The 21,375-nt window shown below is 47.8% G+C and carries 22 protein-coding genes and 1 tRNA gene; 5 read left to right on the forward strand and 18 right to left on the reverse strand.

Annotated features, from left to right (window positions below):
* Nucleotides 1-15: 15 nt before the first annotated feature.
* The 9 genes from FBF29_04460 to FBF29_04500 all read right to left on the reverse strand — a co-directional run bounded on the left by FBF29_04460 (nt 16) and on the right by FBF29_04500 (nt 4,927).
* A complete protein-coding gene (locus FBF29_04460) occupies nt 16-390 on the reverse strand; it encodes an ASCH domain-containing protein (GenBank protein ID QJU07910.1) in 375 nt (124 codons plus the stop codon).
* A 250-nt stretch (nt 391-640) separates the two neighbouring features.
* A complete protein-coding gene (locus FBF29_04465; protein QJU07911.1) occupies nt 641-1,039 on the reverse strand; it encodes a hypothetical protein in 399 nt (132 codons plus the stop codon).
* The gene (locus tag FBF29_04470; protein QJU07912.1) at nt 1,036-1,710 is read right to left on the reverse strand and encodes a response regulator transcription factor; all 675 of its coding nucleotides are present in this window, start codon (nt 1,708-1,710) and stop codon (nt 1,036-1,038) included. Before FBF29_04470 ends, FBF29_04465 begins: the two co-directional genes overlap by 4 nt.
* A gap of 75 nt (nt 1,711-1,785) precedes the next feature.
* Nucleotides 1,786-2,778 (reverse strand): LD-carboxypeptidase, encoded by a 993-nt coding sequence (locus FBF29_04475; protein QJU07913.1) that lies wholly within the window; start codon nt 2,776-2,778, stop codon nt 1,786-1,788.
* Nucleotides 2,779-3,005: 227 nt separating this feature from the next.
* Nucleotides 3,006-3,545 carry a hypothetical protein gene (locus FBF29_04480; protein ID QJU07914.1) on the reverse strand — a complete coding sequence of 180 codons (540 nt, stop codon included), beginning with the start codon at nt 3,543-3,545 and terminating at the stop codon, nt 3,006-3,008.
* A gap of 28 nt (nt 3,546-3,573) precedes the next feature.
* On the reverse strand, nt 3,574-4,107 hold the full coding sequence (locus FBF29_04485) for a DUF1697 domain-containing protein (protein ID QJU07915.1): 534 nt from the start codon (nt 4,105-4,107) through the stop codon (nt 3,574-3,576).
* A 5-nt stretch (nt 4,108-4,112) separates the two neighbouring features.
* A complete protein-coding gene (locus FBF29_04490) occupies nt 4,113-4,316 on the reverse strand; it encodes a hypothetical protein (GenBank protein QJU07916.1) in 204 nt (67 codons plus the stop codon).
* Between the two features lie 138 nt (nt 4,317-4,454).
* A tRNA-Asn gene (locus FBF29_04495) sits at nt 4,455-4,529 on the reverse strand.
* A gap of 41 nt (nt 4,530-4,570) precedes the next feature.
* On the reverse strand, nt 4,571-4,927 hold the full coding sequence (locus tag FBF29_04500) for a hypothetical protein (protein QJU07917.1): 357 nt from the start codon (nt 4,925-4,927) through the stop codon (nt 4,571-4,573).
* A gap of 21 nt (nt 4,928-4,948) precedes the next feature.
* On the opposite strand from FBF29_04500, the gene FBF29_04505 reads away from it, so the two are divergent.
* From FBF29_04505 to FBF29_04520, 4 genes are read left to right on the forward strand one after another with little or no spacing between them, the layout of a single operon-like run.
* A complete protein-coding gene (locus FBF29_04505) occupies nt 4,949-6,445 on the forward strand; it encodes a hypothetical protein (protein ID QJU07918.1) in 1,497 nt (498 codons plus the stop codon).
* Complete coding sequence (locus FBF29_04510) at nt 6,429-7,853, forward strand: sugar transferase (GenBank protein QJU07919.1); 1,425 nt, start codon at nt 6,429-6,431, stop codon at nt 7,851-7,853. Before FBF29_04505 ends, FBF29_04510 begins: the two co-directional genes overlap by 17 nt.
* Nucleotides 7,853-8,998, forward strand: a complete 1,146-nt coding sequence (locus FBF29_04515; GenBank protein ID QJU07920.1) for a glycosyltransferase family 4 protein — start codon at nt 7,853-7,855, stop codon at nt 8,996-8,998. The genes FBF29_04510 and FBF29_04515 overlap by 1 nt, the downstream gene beginning before the upstream one ends.
* On the forward strand, nt 8,982-10,088 hold the full coding sequence (locus FBF29_04520; protein ID QJU07921.1) for a glycosyltransferase family 4 protein: 1,107 nt from the start codon (nt 8,982-8,984) through the stop codon (nt 10,086-10,088). Before FBF29_04515 ends, FBF29_04520 begins: the two co-directional genes overlap by 17 nt.
* A gap of 66 nt (nt 10,089-10,154) precedes the next feature.
* On the opposite strand, the gene FBF29_04525 is transcribed toward FBF29_04520, so the two are convergent.
* The 5 genes from FBF29_04525 to FBF29_04545 form a co-directional block, all read right to left on the reverse strand.
* Nucleotides 10,155-11,198 carry a mannose-1-phosphate guanyltransferase gene (locus FBF29_04525; protein QJU07922.1) on the reverse strand — a complete coding sequence of 348 codons (1,044 nt, stop codon included), beginning with the start codon at nt 11,196-11,198 and terminating at the stop codon, nt 10,155-10,157.
* Nucleotides 11,199-11,272: 74 nt separating this feature from the next.
* Entirely contained in the window at nt 11,273-12,223 is a 951-nt protein-coding gene (locus FBF29_04530) for a hypothetical protein (protein ID QJU07923.1), read from the reverse strand.
* Nucleotides 12,224-12,273: 50 nt separating this feature from the next.
* A complete protein-coding gene (locus FBF29_04535) occupies nt 12,274-13,092 on the reverse strand; it encodes a sugar phosphate isomerase/epimerase (protein QJU07924.1) in 819 nt (272 codons plus the stop codon).
* 31 nt (nt 13,093-13,123) lie between these two features.
* Nucleotides 13,124-14,005 carry a sugar phosphate isomerase/epimerase gene (locus FBF29_04540; protein ID QJU07925.1) on the reverse strand — a complete coding sequence of 294 codons (882 nt, stop codon included), beginning with the start codon at nt 14,003-14,005 and terminating at the stop codon, nt 13,124-13,126.
* 18 nt (nt 14,006-14,023) lie between these two features.
* Nucleotides 14,024-14,785: an NAD-dependent epimerase/dehydratase family protein gene (locus FBF29_04545; protein ID QJU07926.1), complete on the reverse strand. Its 762-nt coding sequence runs from the start codon at nt 14,783-14,785 to the stop codon at nt 14,024-14,026.
* Nucleotides 14,786-14,887: 102 nt separating this feature from the next.
* On the opposite strand from FBF29_04545, the gene FBF29_04550 reads away from it, so the two are divergent.
* Entirely contained in the window at nt 14,888-17,005 is a 2,118-nt protein-coding gene (locus FBF29_04550; GenBank protein QJU07927.1) for a hypothetical protein, read from the forward strand.
* On the opposite strand, the gene FBF29_04555 is transcribed toward FBF29_04550, so the two are convergent.
* Genes FBF29_04555 through FBF29_04570 form a run of 4 tightly spaced genes read right to left on the reverse strand, consistent with a single transcriptional unit; the run spans nt 17,006 to nt 21,269 of the window.
* Nucleotides 17,006-18,370 carry a hypothetical protein gene (locus FBF29_04555; GenBank protein ID QJU07928.1) on the reverse strand — a complete coding sequence of 455 codons (1,365 nt, stop codon included), beginning with the start codon at nt 18,368-18,370 and terminating at the stop codon, nt 17,006-17,008. It lies immediately after the preceding gene.
* A complete protein-coding gene (locus FBF29_04560) occupies nt 18,333-19,166 on the reverse strand; it encodes a glycosyltransferase family 2 protein (GenBank protein QJU07929.1) in 834 nt (277 codons plus the stop codon). The genes FBF29_04555 and FBF29_04560 overlap by 38 nt, the downstream gene beginning before the upstream one ends.
* Nucleotides 19,163-20,167, reverse strand: coding sequence for a glycosyltransferase (locus tag FBF29_04565; protein ID QJU07930.1), 1,005 nt, complete (start codon nt 20,165-20,167; stop codon nt 19,163-19,165). The genes FBF29_04560 and FBF29_04565 overlap by 4 nt, the downstream gene beginning before the upstream one ends.
* Entirely contained in the window at nt 20,154-21,269 is a 1,116-nt protein-coding gene (locus FBF29_04570; GenBank protein ID QJU07931.1) for an FAD-binding oxidoreductase, read from the reverse strand. The genes FBF29_04565 and FBF29_04570 overlap by 14 nt, the downstream gene beginning before the upstream one ends.
* Between the last annotated feature and the right edge of the window lie 106 nt (nt 21,270-21,375).

Below are 21,375 nucleotides of genomic sequence, written 5' to 3' on the forward strand. Positions count from 1 at the left end.
AGTCATACTGAAAGATTAAAGCAATGAGCGAACTTCCACTGCTAGCACGCCATAATGTTTTTGGTCAGCAGCGGAATAATATTTGTTGTATTCGGCAGCGGCAGCTTCGGCACTGGTGGCGTGCGGAATAACACGGTGGTAACCCTCGGCCTGCACCATTTCTAAAAAGGAATTGTAGTGGCGGATAGCGATAATCTCCACGCGTGCTTGATCTGGTTCGCCGTCGTGTAGTATTCCTTCGGCATCGCGAACATCGCGGCGCAGGTGAATCTTATCACCGACTCGGTACTCGGCAAACTTTCCGCGATTCAATCGACCTTCAACCGTCTTCCGCCCGGCGATAATATCGTCGAGTAATTTTGATTCTCGTCCTGAGTGCCAGATTTTCATAATTCCTACAGTGTTGTATCTTTTTATAGTTTTTCTTAACTTCTAGCCAGCAACGGTGTCATAGTAAAATTATAGCACAGCCTATAAACGTGTTTCTGCTAGGCATGCCTACCAAACTACAATAAAATCTTTAGATTAGGCAAACCTTAAACGGCCATTGCCTGCACCTCCTGCCAAATTCGCTACACCAGTCGTTTGCCACGCGTAGTTAGTCGTACCCAGGCGTCGCCATAAGACTGGTCGATTGCCATTAATCCCTTATGCCGCAAGTCCGCCAGCCAATCGTCCAGTTCATCTGCATCACCGTCACTGGCCTGTGGATTTTACAACCAGTCGTCATATGGCTGCTCATCCAACTGCTCGGGACAAGCAGCACACTCAGCCAATAGCCAACCAGTAACATCATGCTATTGAGTGCCTCCAGCGACACGATCACCGACCCGCGCGTCTCGCGGTTGCGCCGCTCCAGGCGGCGACTAAACTGACGTTCGATAAGCTCTGGCAGTTGCTGAGCGTGTTCGCTCGGCGGCAACGGCCGACTTAATTGTACAGAAGTGATAGCATAAATAATCACACTAAAAACCAGTGACAGTGTCATAATCACCGCCAAATAGCTCAGCGCTAGCCGCCTGACGCGCTGCTGTTTCATGATTTATCCTCCAGTTTATAGCCAAAGCCGGGGACGGTGTGAATCAATTTTGAGTCAAATGGTTTGTCGATTTTTCGCCGCAAAAACATAATGAATAGCTCAACATTGTTCGGCAACACATCGGCATCAAAATCCCACACGTGCGAGATAATTTGCTCTTTGGACAGGACCTTACTGGCGTTACGCATCAAATATTCCAAGACGCCGTATTCTTTGGCAGTCAGGTTAATCTCTTGTGAGGCACGCATTACTTTTTTCGAACTCGGATCAAGCGTCAAATCACCGACCCGCAAAACTTCTTCCAACTTCTCATTCGGACGGCGCAGCAAAGCGCGAATACGCGCCAACAACACCTCAAAGCTAAACGGCTTCGCCAGATAGTCATCAGCACCTATATCCAAGCCTTCGACAATATCCCGCTCGGCATCACGCGCTGTCAACATCAAAATCGGCGTCTGATTGCCATCTTGACGTAGCGCCCGGCAAACTTCATAACCATTCATCTCCGGCAGCATCACATCAAGAATAATCACATCATAGTCGTCCGCCATCGCCGTCCGATACCCCTCATCGCCATCATGCGCCACATCGACCGCATAAACTTCATCCTCCAGACCCTCTTTCAGCAACCGCGCAATCGCCGTGTCATCTTCTATTAGTAAAATTCTCATTAGCTAACTATCCTCTTTCTCGACTTTAGTACATAGATCTGAAAAATTACTGAAAACACCCCTCTCAAAAAGAAATTAATCGTCACAACGAATGACAATTTTAGTATCACCTTCCGCTACAACCTCACATTTACCGCCAACCGGATACGTGAACTTCGGGTCGGTGTGACCAAAATCAAGATTAACTATCACTGGAATTTTTGAATCGATATTCTTTGAAAGAATGATGTCGCTAATCATATCGTCGGTCGCCCGAGATTCTCCCTGGAAACGCCCAACTAAAATTGCTTTTACTTGACGAAAAAACGGCTGTTGCATCAACGCCTGCACGTGGCGCTCAAACGTTTCGGTGATTGAGTCGTAGCTATCATCTTCAATACACAAAATAACATCGCCTTCAACTTTCGGAAAATACTCCGTACCATTCAACAGATTTAGACTACACAAATTGCCGCCAATCATTACCCCTTCAGCCGACCCGCTCTGCACAACTCGCGGCCCGTCATTTTCCAAAGCTTGGCGCGGCGAAACTTCGTCATAATTCCACGGAAAATCGTAAAATGTCTCCGATTGTTGAACGACAAGTTCTGCCGGCTGATCTGCAAACAAACACCGCTGAAAATATTCCAATGAATAACTATTTTCCGGCGGCAAACCAAAACAATAGAAATTTGGCATCGTATAAGTCACCAACCCAGTTTTAGCTAAAATAGCGTGATTAAGAACGGTGATGTCAGAAAAGCCACCAAAGATCTTCGGATTGTCTTTAATAATTTGCCAGTTAATTTTACCCAGCATCTGATTTGAATTAAACCCGCCGATAGCCGCCAGAATACACCTCACGTTTTCGTCCATAAACGCTTCCTGTAAATCTTCAACCTTTTCGTCGTCCGTCGGGCAACCTCGCTGACTCTGAGAAAAAGCATTTTTGCTAAACGTAACCTTTAGACCCAGTGATTCTAACGCCGCTTTCGCCCGATCTAAAACTCTTTCGTCAATATCGCTAGCCGAACGCGCCGGCGCAACTACCCTTACTTCATCGCCTGGCTTTAATTTATCTGGTATCATATATTTCCTTTCCTAAAATTAATCAATCAAAAAACCTCCCGCAGGAGGCATACCACAACAACAAGACACCTCCTGCTTACACGTGGAGATGATGGTGATGTTGTGAAAATAATTTCATCATATGAAATAGTATAGCAAAGATTGACTTGATCGGGGAGTAGGCGGTGTGCCAATGACTCAATTAGCGGTCAATCTATCTCGCTAGTACCAGATCGCTTAGGACGATACTACTCCACCGCCAAATCCGTAATCACATCAATAACCTGCACATCATCTGGTAGTGGTACAGGCTGCTTGCAATAGTCGTTTTTTATGAAAAAACTATTTACCCCAGCGTTAATACCAGCTTCGTAATCATAATAGTAGCTGTCGCCGACCATATATACATTTCTAGCATCAAGATTAAAATCTCGCACGATATCTCGTATCACATACATTTTGCCATTTCTATCGCTACCGTCCGAACAGAAAAATCCATCAACAAGCCTCTTGATATTAAGATTAACAATTTTGGCTTTTAACTCTTCAAGTGCTTCTGGTCCTGGGACGGGGTGGGCTGAAACAATAAATATTTTATATCCGCAAGCCCGAAGATTTTTCAGGAAATCATACACGCCATCGACTAAGCTTAAGTTGTTATGGCTATGTTTCTCAACCTGATCACCTTTATAGATACTATCTGGCCGGGAATTTTTATCCGCGCCAGTAGGCCGCCAAAGCGTGCCGTCACCATCAAAAATTACTGCTTTTGCGTTATCTTTACTCATACTGTTCAATCTGTAAAATCCGCATAGCCTACCCCAGCATCTTTCCTAACGTATCAAATGTTCGCCCATTGCGAATAGTGATCAGTGGGTAAAACTTTTCTTTCATTAGTAACTTATGGTATGAGGTACGCAAAAATTCCTTCTCATTATATTTACCCCAAAATACCGCCTTTTTACCAAAATGAACGATTTCATCATGAAGCGGCATTTGACCGATCCGCTCCTTGATATATTCAGGGTCGATGTCGTCGGTATAGAATAATACATCTTTCCGCGCCAGGGGCTGGTGCCACCACTCTGGCAGATTAGATACTTCGTTTAAATACTCATCTTTCGTCAAAATGACGTGTTTGATAGTAAATGGAAAACGCCCTAATATGGTAGCGATATCATCTTTGATTGTCGTCAGTTCGTCATCAGTGTCAAATATAACGTTACCACTATTGATATAAGTGACGACATGCTGATACCCCAGATCCTCGAGGCTTGCTGTGAGGTCTTTCATGGAAACTTTATTTTTACCGCCAACATTGATACCCCGAAGCAACAAGATATATCTCATATTCCTTAGTATACTATCGCCTGCGCCTCCGGCCAAATGCGCTGAACCAGCTGCCGCAAGTCTGCCAGCACATGCATCGCCGTTCGGCGCGGCATGCCCATTTGTGCTGCCAGCGTGGCTGCATCGTCACCGCCGTCTTCGTAGACTTGCTGCAACACCAGTGCCTCGTTAGTGGTTAAGTTGATTTCGCTTGCTTTCACCTTGTTCATGATCATCCTTTCTGTTAGTGATGAGTATATGATAGCTAAGCAATCTGTAATTTCGCTGTAAGCCGCTCGACTCTTTGACGTCCCTTCGTGACCGTTTACCTAGCAAAGAAAAAACACCTCCGTAGAAGTGTCTTTTCTTGGCTCCGGGGGCGGGGTTCGAACCCGCGGCCTATTGGTTAACAGCCAACCGCTCTACCGCTGAGCTACCCCGGAATACGTGTCGTATTATAGCGAGTTTTCAATCAGTTGTAAAGTTACCGGCGGACAATTTCCAGGGCTTTTTTCAAGATTTCTGCCTCCGAGCGCGATTTCTCATTATCTACCGCTTCCCGCTGCTTAATCTCCTTCACTAAATTCTGCCACCACGCCTCTTTTTCTGCCTGCCGCGGTACCAACGACCGCACCTCGCCGTCGCGCTTATCTAACATCCCAGCCGCCACCAAATTATCAACATGCTTTGCCACCGTTGAAACCGACTTATACCCCAACGCCCGCATAATTTCCCGCAGTGTCGGGCTATAGCCATTGCCCTTGATAAATCCATCGATAAAATCCAGCAGTATTTTTTGCTTTTTTGTTGGCTGCATGCTTTTAGTATAACCTGCCCGCATTATTTGCGCTATACTAAAGAGGTGAAGCGAGTATCATCGACGATATATGTGTGGCTACTGGCCGCCGTGCTGTTTGGCGGCGCACTGTCACTACAGCCGAGCATCAGCCTGGCGATGCTCGATTTTCCGTCGTTTCGCATCGGACTATATCAAGTGGCGGTGATCGGCGTTGTTGGCTGCGGTCTTGGCATAATGGTGCGCCAGCGACTGTGGCCCCAAGGGCGATGGTGGTGGCTCGGCATTGGCATGCTGGCTATCACTAGTATCGTTGGGCTGTTATTATCTTATGTCCGAGCGCGTACCGCATTATATACGGCATCGCTTTTATTGCTGCTGATAACCGCAGTATGTGCTGCCCTGATGTACCGGGCATTATCGGCGAGTGATCAGCGCCGCCTCATGACAATTGGCTTGTGGAGCGGCATTGTGTTCGGTGTGTTAGCGGTGCTGCAGCTCATCATCGCCCATATTGAACCAACGGCATTCGGTACGCTCTGCTCGGGTTGTCACGCCGGCGTGTTTGGCTTTGTCAGGATCAATCTATTTGCCGCTGAGCCGCAATTTTTAGCAAGCAGCTTATTACCAGCCCTGTTCGTCGGACTGTGCTGGCGAGAACGGCGACTGGCAGGCTGGAGCGTTTTTGGTAGCAGCGTGGCGATCAGTCTGACGTTCTCGCGCGGCGCGTTTATCGCGGTAATTGGCGCAGGCATCGTGTACGGCGTTGTCCGCTGCTGGCAGCGGTGCGGGAGAAATAGGGACAATACTACTGACGCGGCGCGGGCATCTCATCACGATGCGTGGCGTCAACTCGGCATCATCACGGCCGGATTCGTGGTTGGATGTACCCTACTACTGGTCTCAGCGGTGATTCGCTATCACAACACACCGCACATTGCCTATAATACCGCGGTGAGTATGCTCGACCAGTTGTCGCTCGGCCGCATCAAATTACCGCAAAAAAATACCATCCCAACGCCGGGTGGCACACCCTCACCGCAAGCACCACCAACCAACGAGACCACGGCACCGCAATCATCACCGTCACCGCCCACCACCCAGCCAAACCCGCTCGCTCCATCAGCCAATTTCCAGCCATCGGGTTTCGTCACCGCTTCAGCTAATGACCGACTCAACGCCGCTCGACTGGCGCTCCGAGCCTGGGCGTCAAATCCGCGCACCATACTCTTTGGGACTGGCCTTGGCAATCTCGGCAGTTTTATCCAACATCGGCTGCATCAGCCGGTGTCGACCGATCATACGGTGTATATTTTCTACGTTTTGCTGCTTAGTAATATCGGCGTTGTCGGTATGATACCGCTACTAGTACTGCTCACCGTCGCGCTATGGCGCAGCGGCCAATGGCTACTAAAGCAATGGGGGCGATTTGCCTTACTGCTAACGACGGCTATCGCTATCCACTTTTGGTTTTTTGGCAGCTTGATCAACTCGGTACATTGCCTTGCATGGATTGGTATTTTCTTGTATAATCACCCCAAAGGTCATGAAGAAGAACTCTGATTTTTACTTCAAATTGGTGTTGATCGGGCTGGACGTACTGGCGCTAGTTGGTGCGTTCACGGCGGCATACATCATGCGCGTATCACTCGACACGCGACCCTTCCATGTGCAAATTGGAGCGCTGGAGTTTATCACGTCGATTGTGCTGATGCTGCCGCTGTGGGTTGTCTTGTTCTCGTTTTTTGGGCTATACGACCGTGAGCACTATATTCATCCGCTGCGTGAATTTTGGCGACTGGGTATGGCGGCGGTTTGCGGCATCATGATGATGATTTCCTTTAGCTTCTTTAGTAACACACCGCTCTTTCCGGCCAAGATGGTGGTGATTTATGCGCTGATCATCAGCTTTGTCATCTTGCTCATCCTGCGTAGCGCTGCCAATATCGTCAGGCTACATCTGCTGCGCAAAAATATCGGCATCAAGCGCGTGGCGCTGGTCGGCAACGCCGAATCGACGCGGACGCTGGCCGAGTTTATTAGCGCCCATCCGTCAACCGGCTTTCACCTCAGTGCTATTATTTCTAAAGACGGACTAATCCCGCCACGGCTCAAGGGTTTGCGGCGTTCGACATTGGCATCGGCCTTGACTCGCGATAAAATTGACGCCATTATCCAGACCGACACCGCTCGCAGCGAAGCGCACTATAACTTGGCCGAGCAGCACTATCTCGATTTTTATCAAGCGCCAGCCCTCGATGGCCTGATGACCGCACGGCATACGGTCGAGATTATCAATTCCGTGCCGCTAGCGTACATTCACCCAACGCCGCTGGCCACCGGCTACGGACGCGTGGTCAAACGGTTGATGGATCTCATCGGTGCGACCATCGGCATTATCATTACCTCGCCGATTATGCTACTGGTGGCAATCGCCGTTAAGCTCGGCGACCCGCGCGGCCCCGTACTGATGCATGGACAGCAGCGGCGACGCTTAACCCAGTTTAATCGCCCGTTCAAGGTATATAAATTTCGCTCGCACTACGCCAAGTTTGACGGCAAAACTGACGAGGAGGTGTTCGCGATGATTGGCAAACCGGAGCTGATCGATGAATATCGGCAAAATGGTGATAGGCTCAACCACGACTTTCGCGTCACACCAGTCGGTCGTTTCATTCGCCGGTTTAGCCTCGACGAACTGCCGCAGTTATTTAACGTTATCAAGGGCGATATTAGCCTCGTTGGGCCGCGGGCGCTGGTGCCGCACGAGCTGAGCAATTACGAGAAAAAGCACACGCTACTGACGGTCAAGTCTGGCCTGACTGGCCTAGCGGTTGTGTCGGGGCGGCGCAGTATCGGTTTTGAAGAGCGGCGGCGGCTGGATCTCTATTATGTACAAAACTGGAGTTTGTGGCTGGATATCACCATTCTTCTCAAGACCTGCCTGGTCATCTTTAAGAAGGAGCCGTGATGCGCACCCAGCCGACCATCGCGATCGTTCATGACTGGCTGTATGGTGGCGGTGCCGAGCAGGTTGTCCTGGCGCTACACCGGCTCTATCCTGACGCCCCAATTTATACCTCGTATTGCTCGAGAACGTGGCGAAAAAAACTTGATAACAAGGTAGTGACTGGTTATTTACAGCATTGGCCATTTGCTCAGCTCAGGCGACTACTGCCGGTGCTCAGGCAGCGATGGTTTGCGCGGCTGGATCTCGGGCAATTTGATATTATCATCTCCAGTTCTGGTAACGGTGAGGCCAAGTTTATCCGAACCACCCGCCCCGATCAACGACATATCTGTTATTGTCATACGCCGACGCATTTTTATTGGCGGCACTATCAGGAATACCTGCGTCGACCGAGCTTTCGACCACGGTGGCTGGCGCGACTGGGCTTGCGGCTGCTGGTCCGACCCCTCCGGCGGCGTGATTATCAGGCGGCGCAGAGGGTTGATGTCTTTTTGGCCAATTCCACCGCCATTCAGGCTGATATCAAGCAATTTTATGGCCGGGACAGCATCGTCGTCTTTCCGCCGGTGCAAACAACCAGCTTTATGGCACTCGCAAAAACCCGACCGCGCTCCGTGACGCTACCTGCCCGACCACGCTGCGTAGTGTGGGGACGCCTGGTGCCGATGAAGCGGCTGGACTTGGTAATTCAGGCCTGTCAGCAGCTCGGTTGGCCGCTCGACATCATGGGTAATGGGCCTGACCGTGAGCGGCTGGAGAAGCTGGCGGGTGACTCGACGCGCTTTCTTGGCTACGTCAGTGACGAGGCCCGGGCTGCCGCCATTCAACAAGCTGACCTATTCCTATTTACCGCCCACGAAGATTTTGGTGTAGCACCAGTTGAAGCCTTGGCCGCTGGACTGCCAGTGGTAGCATATCAAGCTGGTGGCGCACTGGACTATATCAACCCTGGTAAGAACGGCTGGTTTTTCGCCGAACAAACCGTTGAGAGCTTGGTGGCAACGCTCCAAACACTGCCCGACCAGCGAGTCTCGCCGCGAGCCATCGCCACCTCCGCTAAACCATTTGCCGAACATGCCTTTACGACTGCCATAAAGAAAATTGTAACCAACGAAAGGAGGGGCGCTCATGCGCATCGCCATTGATGCTCGTACATTGCGGACGAGCACCGGCCGTTACGTCGAACGGCTGATTCACTACCTACAAAAAATCGACAACCGAAATGACTACATCATTTTGCTCAAGCCAAAAGATATGGACAGCTGGCAGGCTGATAACCCACGCTTTCAGAAAGTCGCCTGTCCATTTGCTGAATTTTCATTTGCCGAGCAACGTAGCTTTAAGAAACAGCTGGAGGAGCTGCGCCCAGATCTCGTGCATTTTGCGATGGTTCAGCAGCCCGTGTGGTACCGGGCCAGCCCAGTCGTCACCACCATGCAAGACCTGACCACCGTTCGGTTCAGCAACCCCGACAAGAACCCGGTAGTCTTTTGGGTGAAGCAGCAAATTTATAAATGGGTCAACAAAAAAGTTGCCCGAAAGTCAGCTCATATCATCACCATCTCTGAATTCGTCAAGCGTGACTTGGTGGATTTTACCGGGGTCAGTCCGGACAAGATTACCGTGACACTTGAATCCGCTGACGAGCTACCAAAGGGCAATGATCCGGTCAAAGAGCTGGTTGGCAAAAAGTTCATCATGTATGTTGGCCGGCCGACGCCGCATAAAAATTTGCGGCGGCTGATCGATGCATTTGTGCTACTACAGCAGAAGCATCCTGAGTTGATACTGGCATTAGCGGGTAAAAAGGACGGCAATTATGCTCGCCATGAGGCGTATGTTACTGAACGTGGTATTACAAATGTCGTCTTCACCGGTTTTGTGTCGGACGAGCAACTGCGCTGGATGTACGAGCATACAGCTGTGTATTGCTTCCCGTCACTAAGCGAGGGCTTTGGTCTACCAGGCCTCGAAGCCATGCTACACGGCGCACCGGTTGCCTCGAGCACTGCTACTTGCCTGCCAGAAACACATGGTGAGGCGGCTCACTACTTTGATCCGTATAGCGTTGAGGACATAGCGCGGGCAATTGACGAACTTCTGACTGACGAGAAGCGACGTCGTGACCTCATCAAGAAGGGTAAACAGTACGTCAAAACTTTCTCGTGGCAGCGAATGGCCGAGCAGACGCTGGCGGTGTATAAACAGTATGGCCGTAAAGACACCAACTCATAGTGGATAATCCTAACTCATTCAAATTAGGCATGCCCTAGTCGTTTAGGTCGTGGCTCGGCTGCTGGGTTATTTTTGCAACTGCTTTGCGATGTCACCACACTTGGCGGCCACATCCCGCCGCGCCACCAACACACCGTCTGGCGTGTTGACCACCACTACATTATCAAGGCCGATCACCGCCACCGGCTTGTCTGGCTGCTCATTACGAATATAGGTATTGGCGACGTCGATGGTATGAATGTTGTCACCATATGCGTAATTACCCGCCTCATCCTTGGTAACCGCGTCGTGTAGATCCTTGAAATTACCGATATCCATCCAGTCAAAGCTGGCCGATACCATAGCCAGCTGATGAGCTTTTTCGATCAGGGCGATGTCGATGACTTGATTATCTAGCGCCAGGTACGCGTGATTGTAGGCCTCGCTACCGAAGTCAGCAATTGACGCTAACGTCTGGTAATTTGACCACAGATCTGGGGCACTCCGCTGCATTTCATTCATAAACACCTCAACCGAGCCAACAAAGTAGCCACAATTCCACAAATAATTTCCCGACTCGACATACTGCTTCGCCGTCTCGTAATCAGGTTTTTCCTTGAACGACTCGACATTATAGACGCCCGCTTGAGCATCAATCACCCCATCGCGCTGAATATAACCAAAGCCAGTCGACGGGAAGGTCGGCTCAATGCCGATAAGCGTAATACAACCACGCTCACGAGAAATGCGCGCTGCTGTATCAAACGAGTGGGCAAACCCCTGGGTGTCACGCACATTATGATCAGAATGAATAAAGGCAATCGGCTCAGTCTGGTCATGATGACGATTGATATAATCCAGCGCAAACACGATACAGTGCGCTGTCCCCCGCCGTCCCGGCTCGATCAGAAAGGCCTCGTCCGGCAATTCCGGTAGCTGTGCCCGCAGCGCCCCGGCGTGGCTGGCCTCGGTCACCACGTAGATAGTATCACCGAGCTTTCTCGCCCGGTCATAGGCTTGTTGGACCATGGTGCGCTCACTAGTTAACGCCAAAAGTTGTTTTGGTTGAGTAGAGGTTGAGAGTGGCCAGAGACGCGTGCCTGAACCACCGGCAATAATTACAGCTATCATACTATATAGTATACCGAGTTAGGCGCACAAACACCACCTATTCTTTGGCGAACTCTGTGTCCATCCAATAATATTTATAAACTGAGGTACTGCGTATCCTTGTTGTTCTTATAGCCAAAGCCCCTCGCTTCGGCTTCTAGTGTGTTAAAGAATTCTTTTATTTCCTTATCCGTTGGCTGTTCTGACATCAGCGCAAGCCTCCCTAGCACCATATTGCGCAAGTCATAAGCTGGCTGTTTGACCTCAGGCCTTCTCAGCAAATAGTCAAGCTGGAGTGCAAACTGTTCATATCGCTTCCTATCGAAAGTAGGATTGTCTGTTTCCTGCTCAACCTGCGATTCTGGATATATCAGGTCAACCTCAATTGCGCCAACACGCTCTCCATTAGCCCTTGCTGCTAGGGGATTATCATACATATAAATCCAGTTATTCATCCCCGGTCTATCTGATGGGTATCTCAGCAGATGTTGTATTCCTTGACGACTATAACCTCGTGGACCAGCGAGCGCATCCGGCGGCAAACCTAGCGTACGTTCAAGCACCCAGCCAGCCAATTCTTCGGTACGCCGCTGGAATGGCGGCATTGATTCTTTCGAACGCTCCGTCCGTCCGATAATGACAACTGAGTGGCCATCCCCTGAATTATCATCCTGTGAGTCACCATCCCCCAGCATCCTACTAATCTCTTCTGCAAAATCTGGCATACCCGTTTTCTCTGGCTCGGAGGTGATAATTTTATTTCCACCTTGATCTAGTACACACCTCGCACCAATCTGTCGCTGCTTGGGAATTCCTCCTTCTTCTGGTTTAACACATACTACGGTAGCCCCAAGCTGACCGAGCCCCTTTGCAATACGCGGATCAGGCGACGCATCAACCACAACGCATGGCAGCTCATGGTCTTTGACACATCTCTTTACAGTCATGCGTGCGAGGCCGTGACGGAGATCATTATAATTATACTTTGTTCCCGTCACCATAACAACTGGTGCTCCCTCTATAGGAGGGCTCTTAACTTTACTCATACTATCATTTTAACATATAAGTTTAATTTGTCAATGACAGATCAGTCCTCTTACACTTCAAAAACGCTTTGCACAAACGATACTGCGTCCTCTACACGCTTCACGTTCTCTCCCTGTTCACCCGGACGCATTTCGATTGACACAACACCCTCATAGCCAATGGACTTTAGCGCATCAGCTGCAGCGCGATAGTCAACATCGTCTCGATCATAAACTCGATCAAGCATCGGAGCGCTAACGTGAAAATGCTTCAAGATATCGCCATTGTTTCGTATCGATTCGCCAATATCATCGCCAGCCAGCGCCATACATGCCGTGTCAAGATGTAGGCCAATCCCCTCCGAGTTAATCGTACGAACCAGCCGTGCGCCTTCATCTGCTGTTGTCACGTAGTCACAATTATATTGAGGTGCATTCGGTTCGATACAGAGCATGGTGTTATGCTCCTTGGCGACATCACCGAGCTCAGCAAAGAAACGGCTTGCGATACCGTCCGCCTCTTCTACTGACATCGCACCGCGCTGTCGATTCTTTGGCGAACCAAACACCAATCGACCAGCACCCATATCTCCAGCTAGTCGCAAAAAGTCAGCCAAATATTGCCGCATTTCGTCACGAAGCTCGCTTGATTCAAACAGCTTTAGGTCAGGGCGTGCAAACAGCATCGACTGAAAGGCTGCGATCTCAATGCCATATCCCTTCCACCACTCGACATATTCGTTAATTTGCTCGGGAGTCGCCTTGGTCGGATCATCCCAACGCTTCGTCGGCGCGATCTCGACGTAGCGCACGCCAAGCTCCCGCAACTTTGCGGCGACGTCCGCTTCTTCTTCATTTGTCCATGCGATGTTCGATATAGCTAGTTTCATATGGTAATTATACCACTATTTATCCTATGGGCTATGCCGCGAGACCACATTGCTTTTTGAAGATTTTGATCTCTTCCTTAAGAACCTTCGGGTTCAAAGGACCTCTCATTTCGATTGATACCCAGCCATCATAATTAGCCTCTCTGAGGGCATCCATATAGCCTCCTTGGAGAACCTCCGGCGCAAGTGAAAGCCGCTTCAGCTCCGGAGCACTGGCATCAATACCGCGTACACTATCTCTATGGTTATGAATCAGTGAAGCCAAATCCTCTGGCATGTCCCCAGCACCATACATCGCTGCTGTATCAGGATGAATTCCAAACCCCGGATGGTCGATGCGATCAGCCAGTTTCCTGGCCTGTTTTAGGTTTTCCACGAACTTGTTGCCATAGCCTGATAGCGGCTCGATTGCTATCTGCGTATCGTTATCATGGGCCGCAATAGCAACTCTGCCAAACAGTTCAGCCGCTCTCTCCATAGCCTGCTCGCCACTAAGCTCTCCCGGGTTGCGTAACCCCGGTGAACCAAATGACATCGAGTCTGCACCGAGTGACCCAGCAAGGTCGGTTAGTCTCTTTAGATGTTCTGTTAGATTTTTACCCTCTTCTTCAGTACCGAAAATCTTCGCATTCTCTCCAACTCCGTATGTCAAAGATTGCAGCCCAACAACCGCCAGACCGAGATCCCCGAGACGATTGCGATATTCTCCAGCTTTCCGCTTCAAAGTCCCAAGTCGATCTTTAAGCTCCTGCCCAGAGAGATTGGCAATCTCTGGTAAGCTTGGCCAAATTATCGTCGGTGCAACCACAAGACCGTCAACACCACACTGCGACACACGCTTCAGTGCTTCTTGTTGATCTTCACCAAAAGCAATATTCGAGATAGCAAGCTTCATTGACTCCTTCGAATTCATACCCGCATTATACCATGATTACTTATTTTTTGCAACAAACTCCTTGATACCAGCTAGCTCCTCTGCCTTTGTATATAGATAATTGCCCTCGCCGCCATACACCTCAGCATATTTACTGTGCATATCCCAGTAGGCCGGTGTTACTCCCTCCGGCGTGTTAGTAAACTCCATACCAAAGGCAACCTTGGCGACTTCCCGCGTGCTGACTGGTGGCGTCGCAAAATTAACCAGTGGCAGATTATTCTCTAAAGCAATGGTGATATCGCGCCAAATATTGGCGAGATTATAGTACTGATACATACCATCAGCATGAATTTTCTCAACCATGTTATTGTTCATCAGATCATAAATAACATTCTTCTTCAGCCCATCGCCAAATAGCCCCGGCAGGCGAACAATTGTTGTGTCAAAGTTCTCACGACAGAATTGCTCAAGATAATACCTATTAACTCCGTATGGCAAAAGCCCTTCGGTTTCAATGGGTGTATCTTCGTTAGCACCATTTGGGTTTTTATAAACACCGACTGTCGAGATCAGCACGAACTTTTTAATCTTTGCTTTTTTAATATGTGAAATAAAATCTTCAATCTCCGCCCGGTCGACCTCTGGCTCCTGATTAATCCGCCACATCTCCGCACGGTTTGCAGCGCTCACCACCAGGTCGTATTCCTGACCTTCAATATCAGCTATATTTTTACTGTTATAATAATCGTCAAACTCATGTTGACTCTTTATATTTCCACCGACAAAGCCAGTGTACCCAATTAAGGCAGTCTTCATAGTATATTCCTCCTGGCTACAATTATGTCAGATTTTATATAAAACACAACGATAGCCAGTATGGACATGCGGCACTATCAATTATAGAATGGTTTAGGCACTATGAAGAAACCTAAAATTTTAGGCCAGATAACTCTTAAACAAGCACTGCTTTTTACCGCAGTATTTGTAAGTATTACCCACTTGTTGGTTTTCGTAGGCTACGCTGTGTTCGCAGCTCTCGGGAATGGCCTGGCGATGGATTCCTATGCGGCCAATGGGACGTTCCAGCTATACAACCCCCTCCGTCGATTACTTGATGGTGAAGTTTTAGCACGAGACTTTCCATTCTTTCACGGGGTAGGAGTTCCCCTGCTTCACTTTCCCTTGTTCTACATCATGGGTCACAACTTGTTTGCTGTGGAGGTCGCAAAGTTGTTGCTGTCGCCGCTCCTATTCCTCATCTCGTCTTTCTTGCTATTTTGGGCCTATTTCAGAAACGTAAAGAAAGCAGTCTTTACAACAAGTATATTTACCGTCATTTCACTACTGTGCATCGATGCGATTTGGGCAGGTAATTCCCTTCTAGGCCTTAGGACAGCATTTCCATTCATCACGGCGGCTTTTATGTTATGGCACCCAGACTGGCGCGTTAACATCGGTAAACATAAGACGAGAGTCGACTTTTATTATCCTATTCTCTATACCCTCATGGGGATTTCCGTCGCCTGCGGAACCGAACAAGGCCTTGCATTCATTCTTGCTTATGTGCTCATCAGAGCGATTCAGTATATTCGTTCCAAAGAGATGATAAAAAAGCGGGTGCTGGCATTTGTTGGCGAGTTATGTGGTGTAGCACTGGCCATATATGTCGTGCTTTCAATTATGACGCTTGGCCACGCACACGAGGCACTTTACTATGCACTCGTTGAAGTTTCAGGCGACCAAGGATGGTACTTTGGTGCTCCACCAAATAATTTTTTGCAATTAAGCAATCTTGATCAGTTATTCACCAACAGGATGCTATTCTACATGCTGCCCATCATTATCGGCGGTGTTGTTGCCTATATAATTGGTGTAAAGAAAGCTCTACTGTCCAAAAAAGAAACGTTCGTTTTCTCTATCTTGCTACTATATGGCCTGGTGGTGTTTGCTGTTTCTGCCACTGGTTACTGGGCACCCAGTGCGCAGCTCATACCACTAGAGCGAGCAGCGGGAGTTATTCTTGTGGCGATAGTAACTCGTGTAATATATAACCTGATTCAAGTAAAAAAATCGACTCCTAGCGCTAAAAGTAAAGGCTTCTCGGTCTTAGCATTCGGGTTATTGCTTGGTAGCATCATCGCCCTAGGATACAACACCGCGGTATTTCTACAAAAAATTGATTGGATACCGCTAAGACACATTATTACTGAGTCAAGAAAGGCCAGGCATTCTACTGATGATGCTGAATATGTCAGCACCGCCTGGAGGAAGCGCCTCGAGGCCTTTGCTCCACATATTGAAAAGGGGGCACGTGTCTGGTCTACCTACACCAGTGTTTATGATTCGATTCGCCAACAGAAGAATGGATCTTCAGGGGGTGAAGACTATATTATACACGCCCTAGGCCCCGCCAGAAGAAATCACTACACTCAAGATTTTATAACACAAAAGCCTGATTACGTCATAACCCTAAATCCCTCATATTTTAAGTATGAGGAGTGGCTGTGGACTCGTCACTGGGAATTTTATAAAGCGCTTCAGGACAACTATACTATCGTTGCAACAAATGATTCTCATGTTTTGTGGAAACGCCGGGCGGGTACTGCGGCACAGAAAAAGACGAGCCATCCGAAACACCGCATACAAAAAGACACAAACGGAGATTATGTCATTACTGCTGGTGCCGCAAACAATATACGCGTGTTTGAGGTGTCGGTTCGCTACAGCGCTAGAAGCGTTCTACCTATGACCGCTAAACTACCGAGGTACCTCCTAGAATTATCTGGATCATCACTACAAAAACATCCTGTGTCGCTACCACAATACGACACGAGCTGGAGCTTCCCTGTGGCACTGGCACCAAATGATTCATCCATACGAATTTCGCCAAAAGTTTATAGTTTGATACCGGGAGCTTCTCTGGAAATACAAGACGTATCTTACCGCGAGGTCACCGCCCAAAATAACCTGTATATCTATCAAAGTAACTTTTGCCTACATAACGCTAATAAATGCGAAGGGATTAATAAACGCTAGCTACGAGCGGCGGCCTTCTTTCTTTGGTCGGCTTAATATTATCGTGAATAGTCCGGACAATATCGTTGCAAAGACCGACCAGTAAATATACCGATAATCAACCGCCACCGCCATAGGAACGTATGCCACGATATATATAAGACCCGACAAGGCCACTGCACGGATAAAGTGTCGCTGTACCTGTTCTCGTATTCTCCTGCTCTTATAGTAAATGAAGACAAGGACAGCAAGATACAACCACGGCTGGAAAATCAGAGGGATATTCGCCTGAGCACCGCCTTTAACATATGCCGCTAGGCCACTGATGGCATATTCATTCTTTACCGCGGCACCGACCTGATTTTGCTCAATACCAGACTGAAAAATATACATACGCTCTGGTTGCGGAAAGAGAAATATCGAAAAAGTTGCCAACCGATATGATGCATATCTTATTGGATGTCTTATGATCGTCGATAGCCAATCATTAAATACACCTTGATGTTCATTTTTGAGTGCTTCTCGCTGAGTGGCCGTTGTACATATGATATAAGAATTCATAATATCTTTTGTTTTATCGCGACAGGTGTCATGAATTTTTTTATACATAGACCACCGACCGTGATGTTCTCTATCAAAATTAGCAACGTGAACTATATCATCAAGTTGTATGGCGGTAATCGGATGGGTTTTCTCACTGGACTGATTAATAACAGCAGTGGCACCAATCGTTACCACTAAACCAATTATTACACCGGCAAGACCGCTCCATACAGGAAGTCGCTTGGTAAATAATCTCGGTAGCACAAACAAGATAGGCAGCACCGCAAACAATGCGTTATATCGTAACATGCCAGCATAGAGAATCAATAATAGCGCCAGTCCGATAATCCCATATGTAGCAATACGTCCTAACGGTTTTTTACTACTTATAGCGAACCAGATGAGCATCACCGCCAACGTCAGACTGAATGCCATCTGAACATCTTTCCATATGACGCCAGCAATGTTCACTATATTAGGCAGTAGCAAAATCATGTAGGTAGAAAGAGCCCATGCGCGATTACGAGTGTGCCGATACACGAGAATCGATAACATAAACATAGCCGCGACAAGCAGCATCAGCTGAAAAATTAACATAGATGAGATGTGACCAGTTACCCCAATCAAAAGCCCCCACAGTCGCGTCATCACTGGCGGATGCCAATCGGTGAGATGGGCTACACCCGTGGCTTGCTCAAGGTGGCTGATGGAGTCGGGCGACATATATCCGGGATAGAAAATAATGACAAGCAGCGCTAGTATACTCACTGCTACTAACGCAGACTGGATGTGAAATTTTGAGAAGCTATTTTTTATGCTTGCGATATTTTCCGACCACCGCATAGAATAACACCCTCAGAACGTGCATGTTTCCCTTAATTGGGCTGATTTTTGTTGGCGTCTTGCCCTTCTTCGGATAGGTTCGTACCACTGGTGTTTCGGCTGTTTTATACTGCTTGCGGCGGCTGCTCTCTATGGCAAGATAGTAATGAAGCTCATAGGTTTGAAATATATCACGAAATACAGCAATGTCCGGGTCTTTGAGTAGCTTTGCGCTATACGCACGAAAGCCATTTGTGGTATCGGTATGCTTCTGGCCGGCCGCCAGGCTTATCAGCGGCGCATGGATTAGGTGAAGGCCTATCTCTCTCGAAAGCGGCGTATTTACCGCCTTGCCGCCTGGTATAAATCGTGAACCCTGAATGTGGTCATATCCCTGATCGAGCAGCTTAATAAAGTCAGGAATTCTCTCTACACTATCCTTGCCATTACCGTCAACAACGACCACTCCTTCATAACCCTCAGAAAGAGCCCAGGCGAACGCCATTCTCATTTGTGCGCTTAATTTGCCCTTGCCTTTCTTTGTCAATAAAGCGCGCACGTCTTGAGATTTCAAAAAATCAGTTTCAAGCGAACCATCAGTACTACCGCCGTCAGCCACTACAATATCAATCTGTTTTGCTAGCGGCTTCATTTTTTGTAGTTGCTTTTGAACACGCTCTCCCTCATTAATGACGAAAACGCACACGCAATATTTGTGCTTTTTCTTGTTTATTTCATTTACCTCAAAGTCTGGAAACTCCCACTCTGGATGATCTCGGCGGATACGATCTTGCTTGTTGGTCGGAGCTTTTGTCATGATGTAATATTCTTCCTTTCTGCGTTCGCTAGTGACGTTGTACTGCTCAGCTCGTCAAGCACATAATACCTGGCATCTCGTCGCGATTCTACTAGTATTTTACCAATGTATTCAGACAGAATTACCATAAATAAAAATAGGATAAAAAACATTCCTGATAGCTCAAGCGACGTCGACACCCAGCCCTCTGCAACATTCTTTTTGGTGAGAGCTATGACCACAACATAAAGCGCATACATCATATTTACAACACTGGCAAAGAACCCAACCCACGACATAAAGCGGAGCGGGTGTGTCGAGTGGCTGGTAATGATATCGAGCGCCTCTAGTGTCCCTCGCCCGAAGCCATGTTTTTTTACAGGATCAACCAGAGGTGAATAGGTATACTCGGTATATGAATAGCCGATAGTCCTGATCATGTGCCGAATGTGGCTATCATGTCGAGTTGATAGAGTTATCGCTCGTATGGCACGACGATTGAGAGATATAAGATATGTTGCTTGTAGTGGAATATCTATATTGATGTATTTGCGATTATACCAATAAAACAACCTGCGACCGATACCAGATTTTGACAGAAGGCGCTTTGTGGTTATGTCGGCAACACCCTGTACGATATCGTGTTTTTTATTCGCCTCAACAATGTTCATTACATCCTCTATACCGTCAATAGCGGGATTAGTTACTACCGCATAGTCGCCAATTGCCCCTTCAAGACCAGCGATAATGGCGATATCATATGTGTATTGTCGAGAGAGGCGGATAAGCCGCATACATGGCAGTTCATCAAGAAGACCACTAACAGCAACCACACTATTTTGACTCAAATCATTATCGACAATTATAATCTCATAATTTGTGTAGCTACCCATTAATCTCTGTGAGAGCCTGCGACAATAGTCGGGAAAACCATCAAAGTCGCGCGTTACGACAATAACCGACACAAAGATATCTTGTTTACTCGATTTTTTATTTGTCTTAGTCGAACTATTTTTTGCCATATAGCTTGTCTAACTCCTCGTACACATCGTAAATATTATCTAGCTTACCGCCCATTATACAAACATACCCGTTGTAACCCAAATGGGCCTTAAACAAAATAGGACGGCTATCATCATCTTCACTCTTAACGAGCACTGTCTTTACTTCAACGATCGACTCCTCGTATTTCATGTCCTTGAGGGCTGGGATAAAACGCACCACATCGTTATACATTTGTTTATAATTACTCTGGAAAGAACTTTTGTCGAGATAGGCGTGCGTGTCAATTTTTTCAGCCGGCGTATCCTCGTTGTCAACCCATGACTCGTGCGGCGTATACCTGACATGAGAGAGTGTATATAATCCCCTGGAGGGAAACGGCATAATAGAGAAAAACGGACCGTCCATCACCGTAATACTAAAGTCCTTTAGGTGCTCCGGCAAACTTACTAAGCACATTTCTGTAACTTCATGCTTCAAGCCAACAAGCGGTATATTTGATGCACGATGGAGCGTGTTAATGTTAGCATACGTGCAATTTAATACGAAGTCGCCCCTGAATTTGCCACCATCAGTAATAACGCACAGTCCATCTGGCGTTTCATCAATCATCGTAACGCGACAGCCCGTGTGAAGCGTTATCCCCGGACGATCGTTAATTTGCCGCAGTAAGTCGTCTCTCAGGGCGTGGGCATTAAAGGCATATTCTTTAACCTTAAAGACTTCTTCAATGAGATTTTTATTAAACATTTTTTGAATGTTTGGCGGAGCTACCGCTATATCTGCCTCAATCTTATCCGCAAAATTCTTGAATTGATGTGCATTAACCTTGGATAGATGCTTGGCAACAGCATAGTATTTATTAAAATCTGAATGAATTGCCGCTCCAAACTGTTTCGTAAAGCGTGGAAAATTAACTGCCGAACGATATCCCGTTAGAATACTTCTCGGGTAATGATAGCCATTGTGTACCCTGGCTTGGTTAACATATGACGCCCGAGTCATCGTCTGTTTTTCTTTTTCTAAAATATCGATATTCTTGACGCCCAAGGTGTCGTACAGGTACAGCGCTACACTCAATCCATAAAAACCACCGCCAATTATCACCGTTTTGTTACGCACGTTTTCTCCGTTTTTTAACTATGTTACCAATATACAAGCCAACTACCATATAGACAAACAGAAGCAGCGGCATATAGAATACGATACCGTTAATGTGGGCGTGAGG

It is taken from the genome of Candidatus Saccharibacteria bacterium oral taxon 488, from assembly GCA_013099015.1.
Lineage (GTDB): Bacteria > Patescibacteriota > Saccharimonadia > Saccharimonadales > Saccharimonadaceae > Nanosynbacter.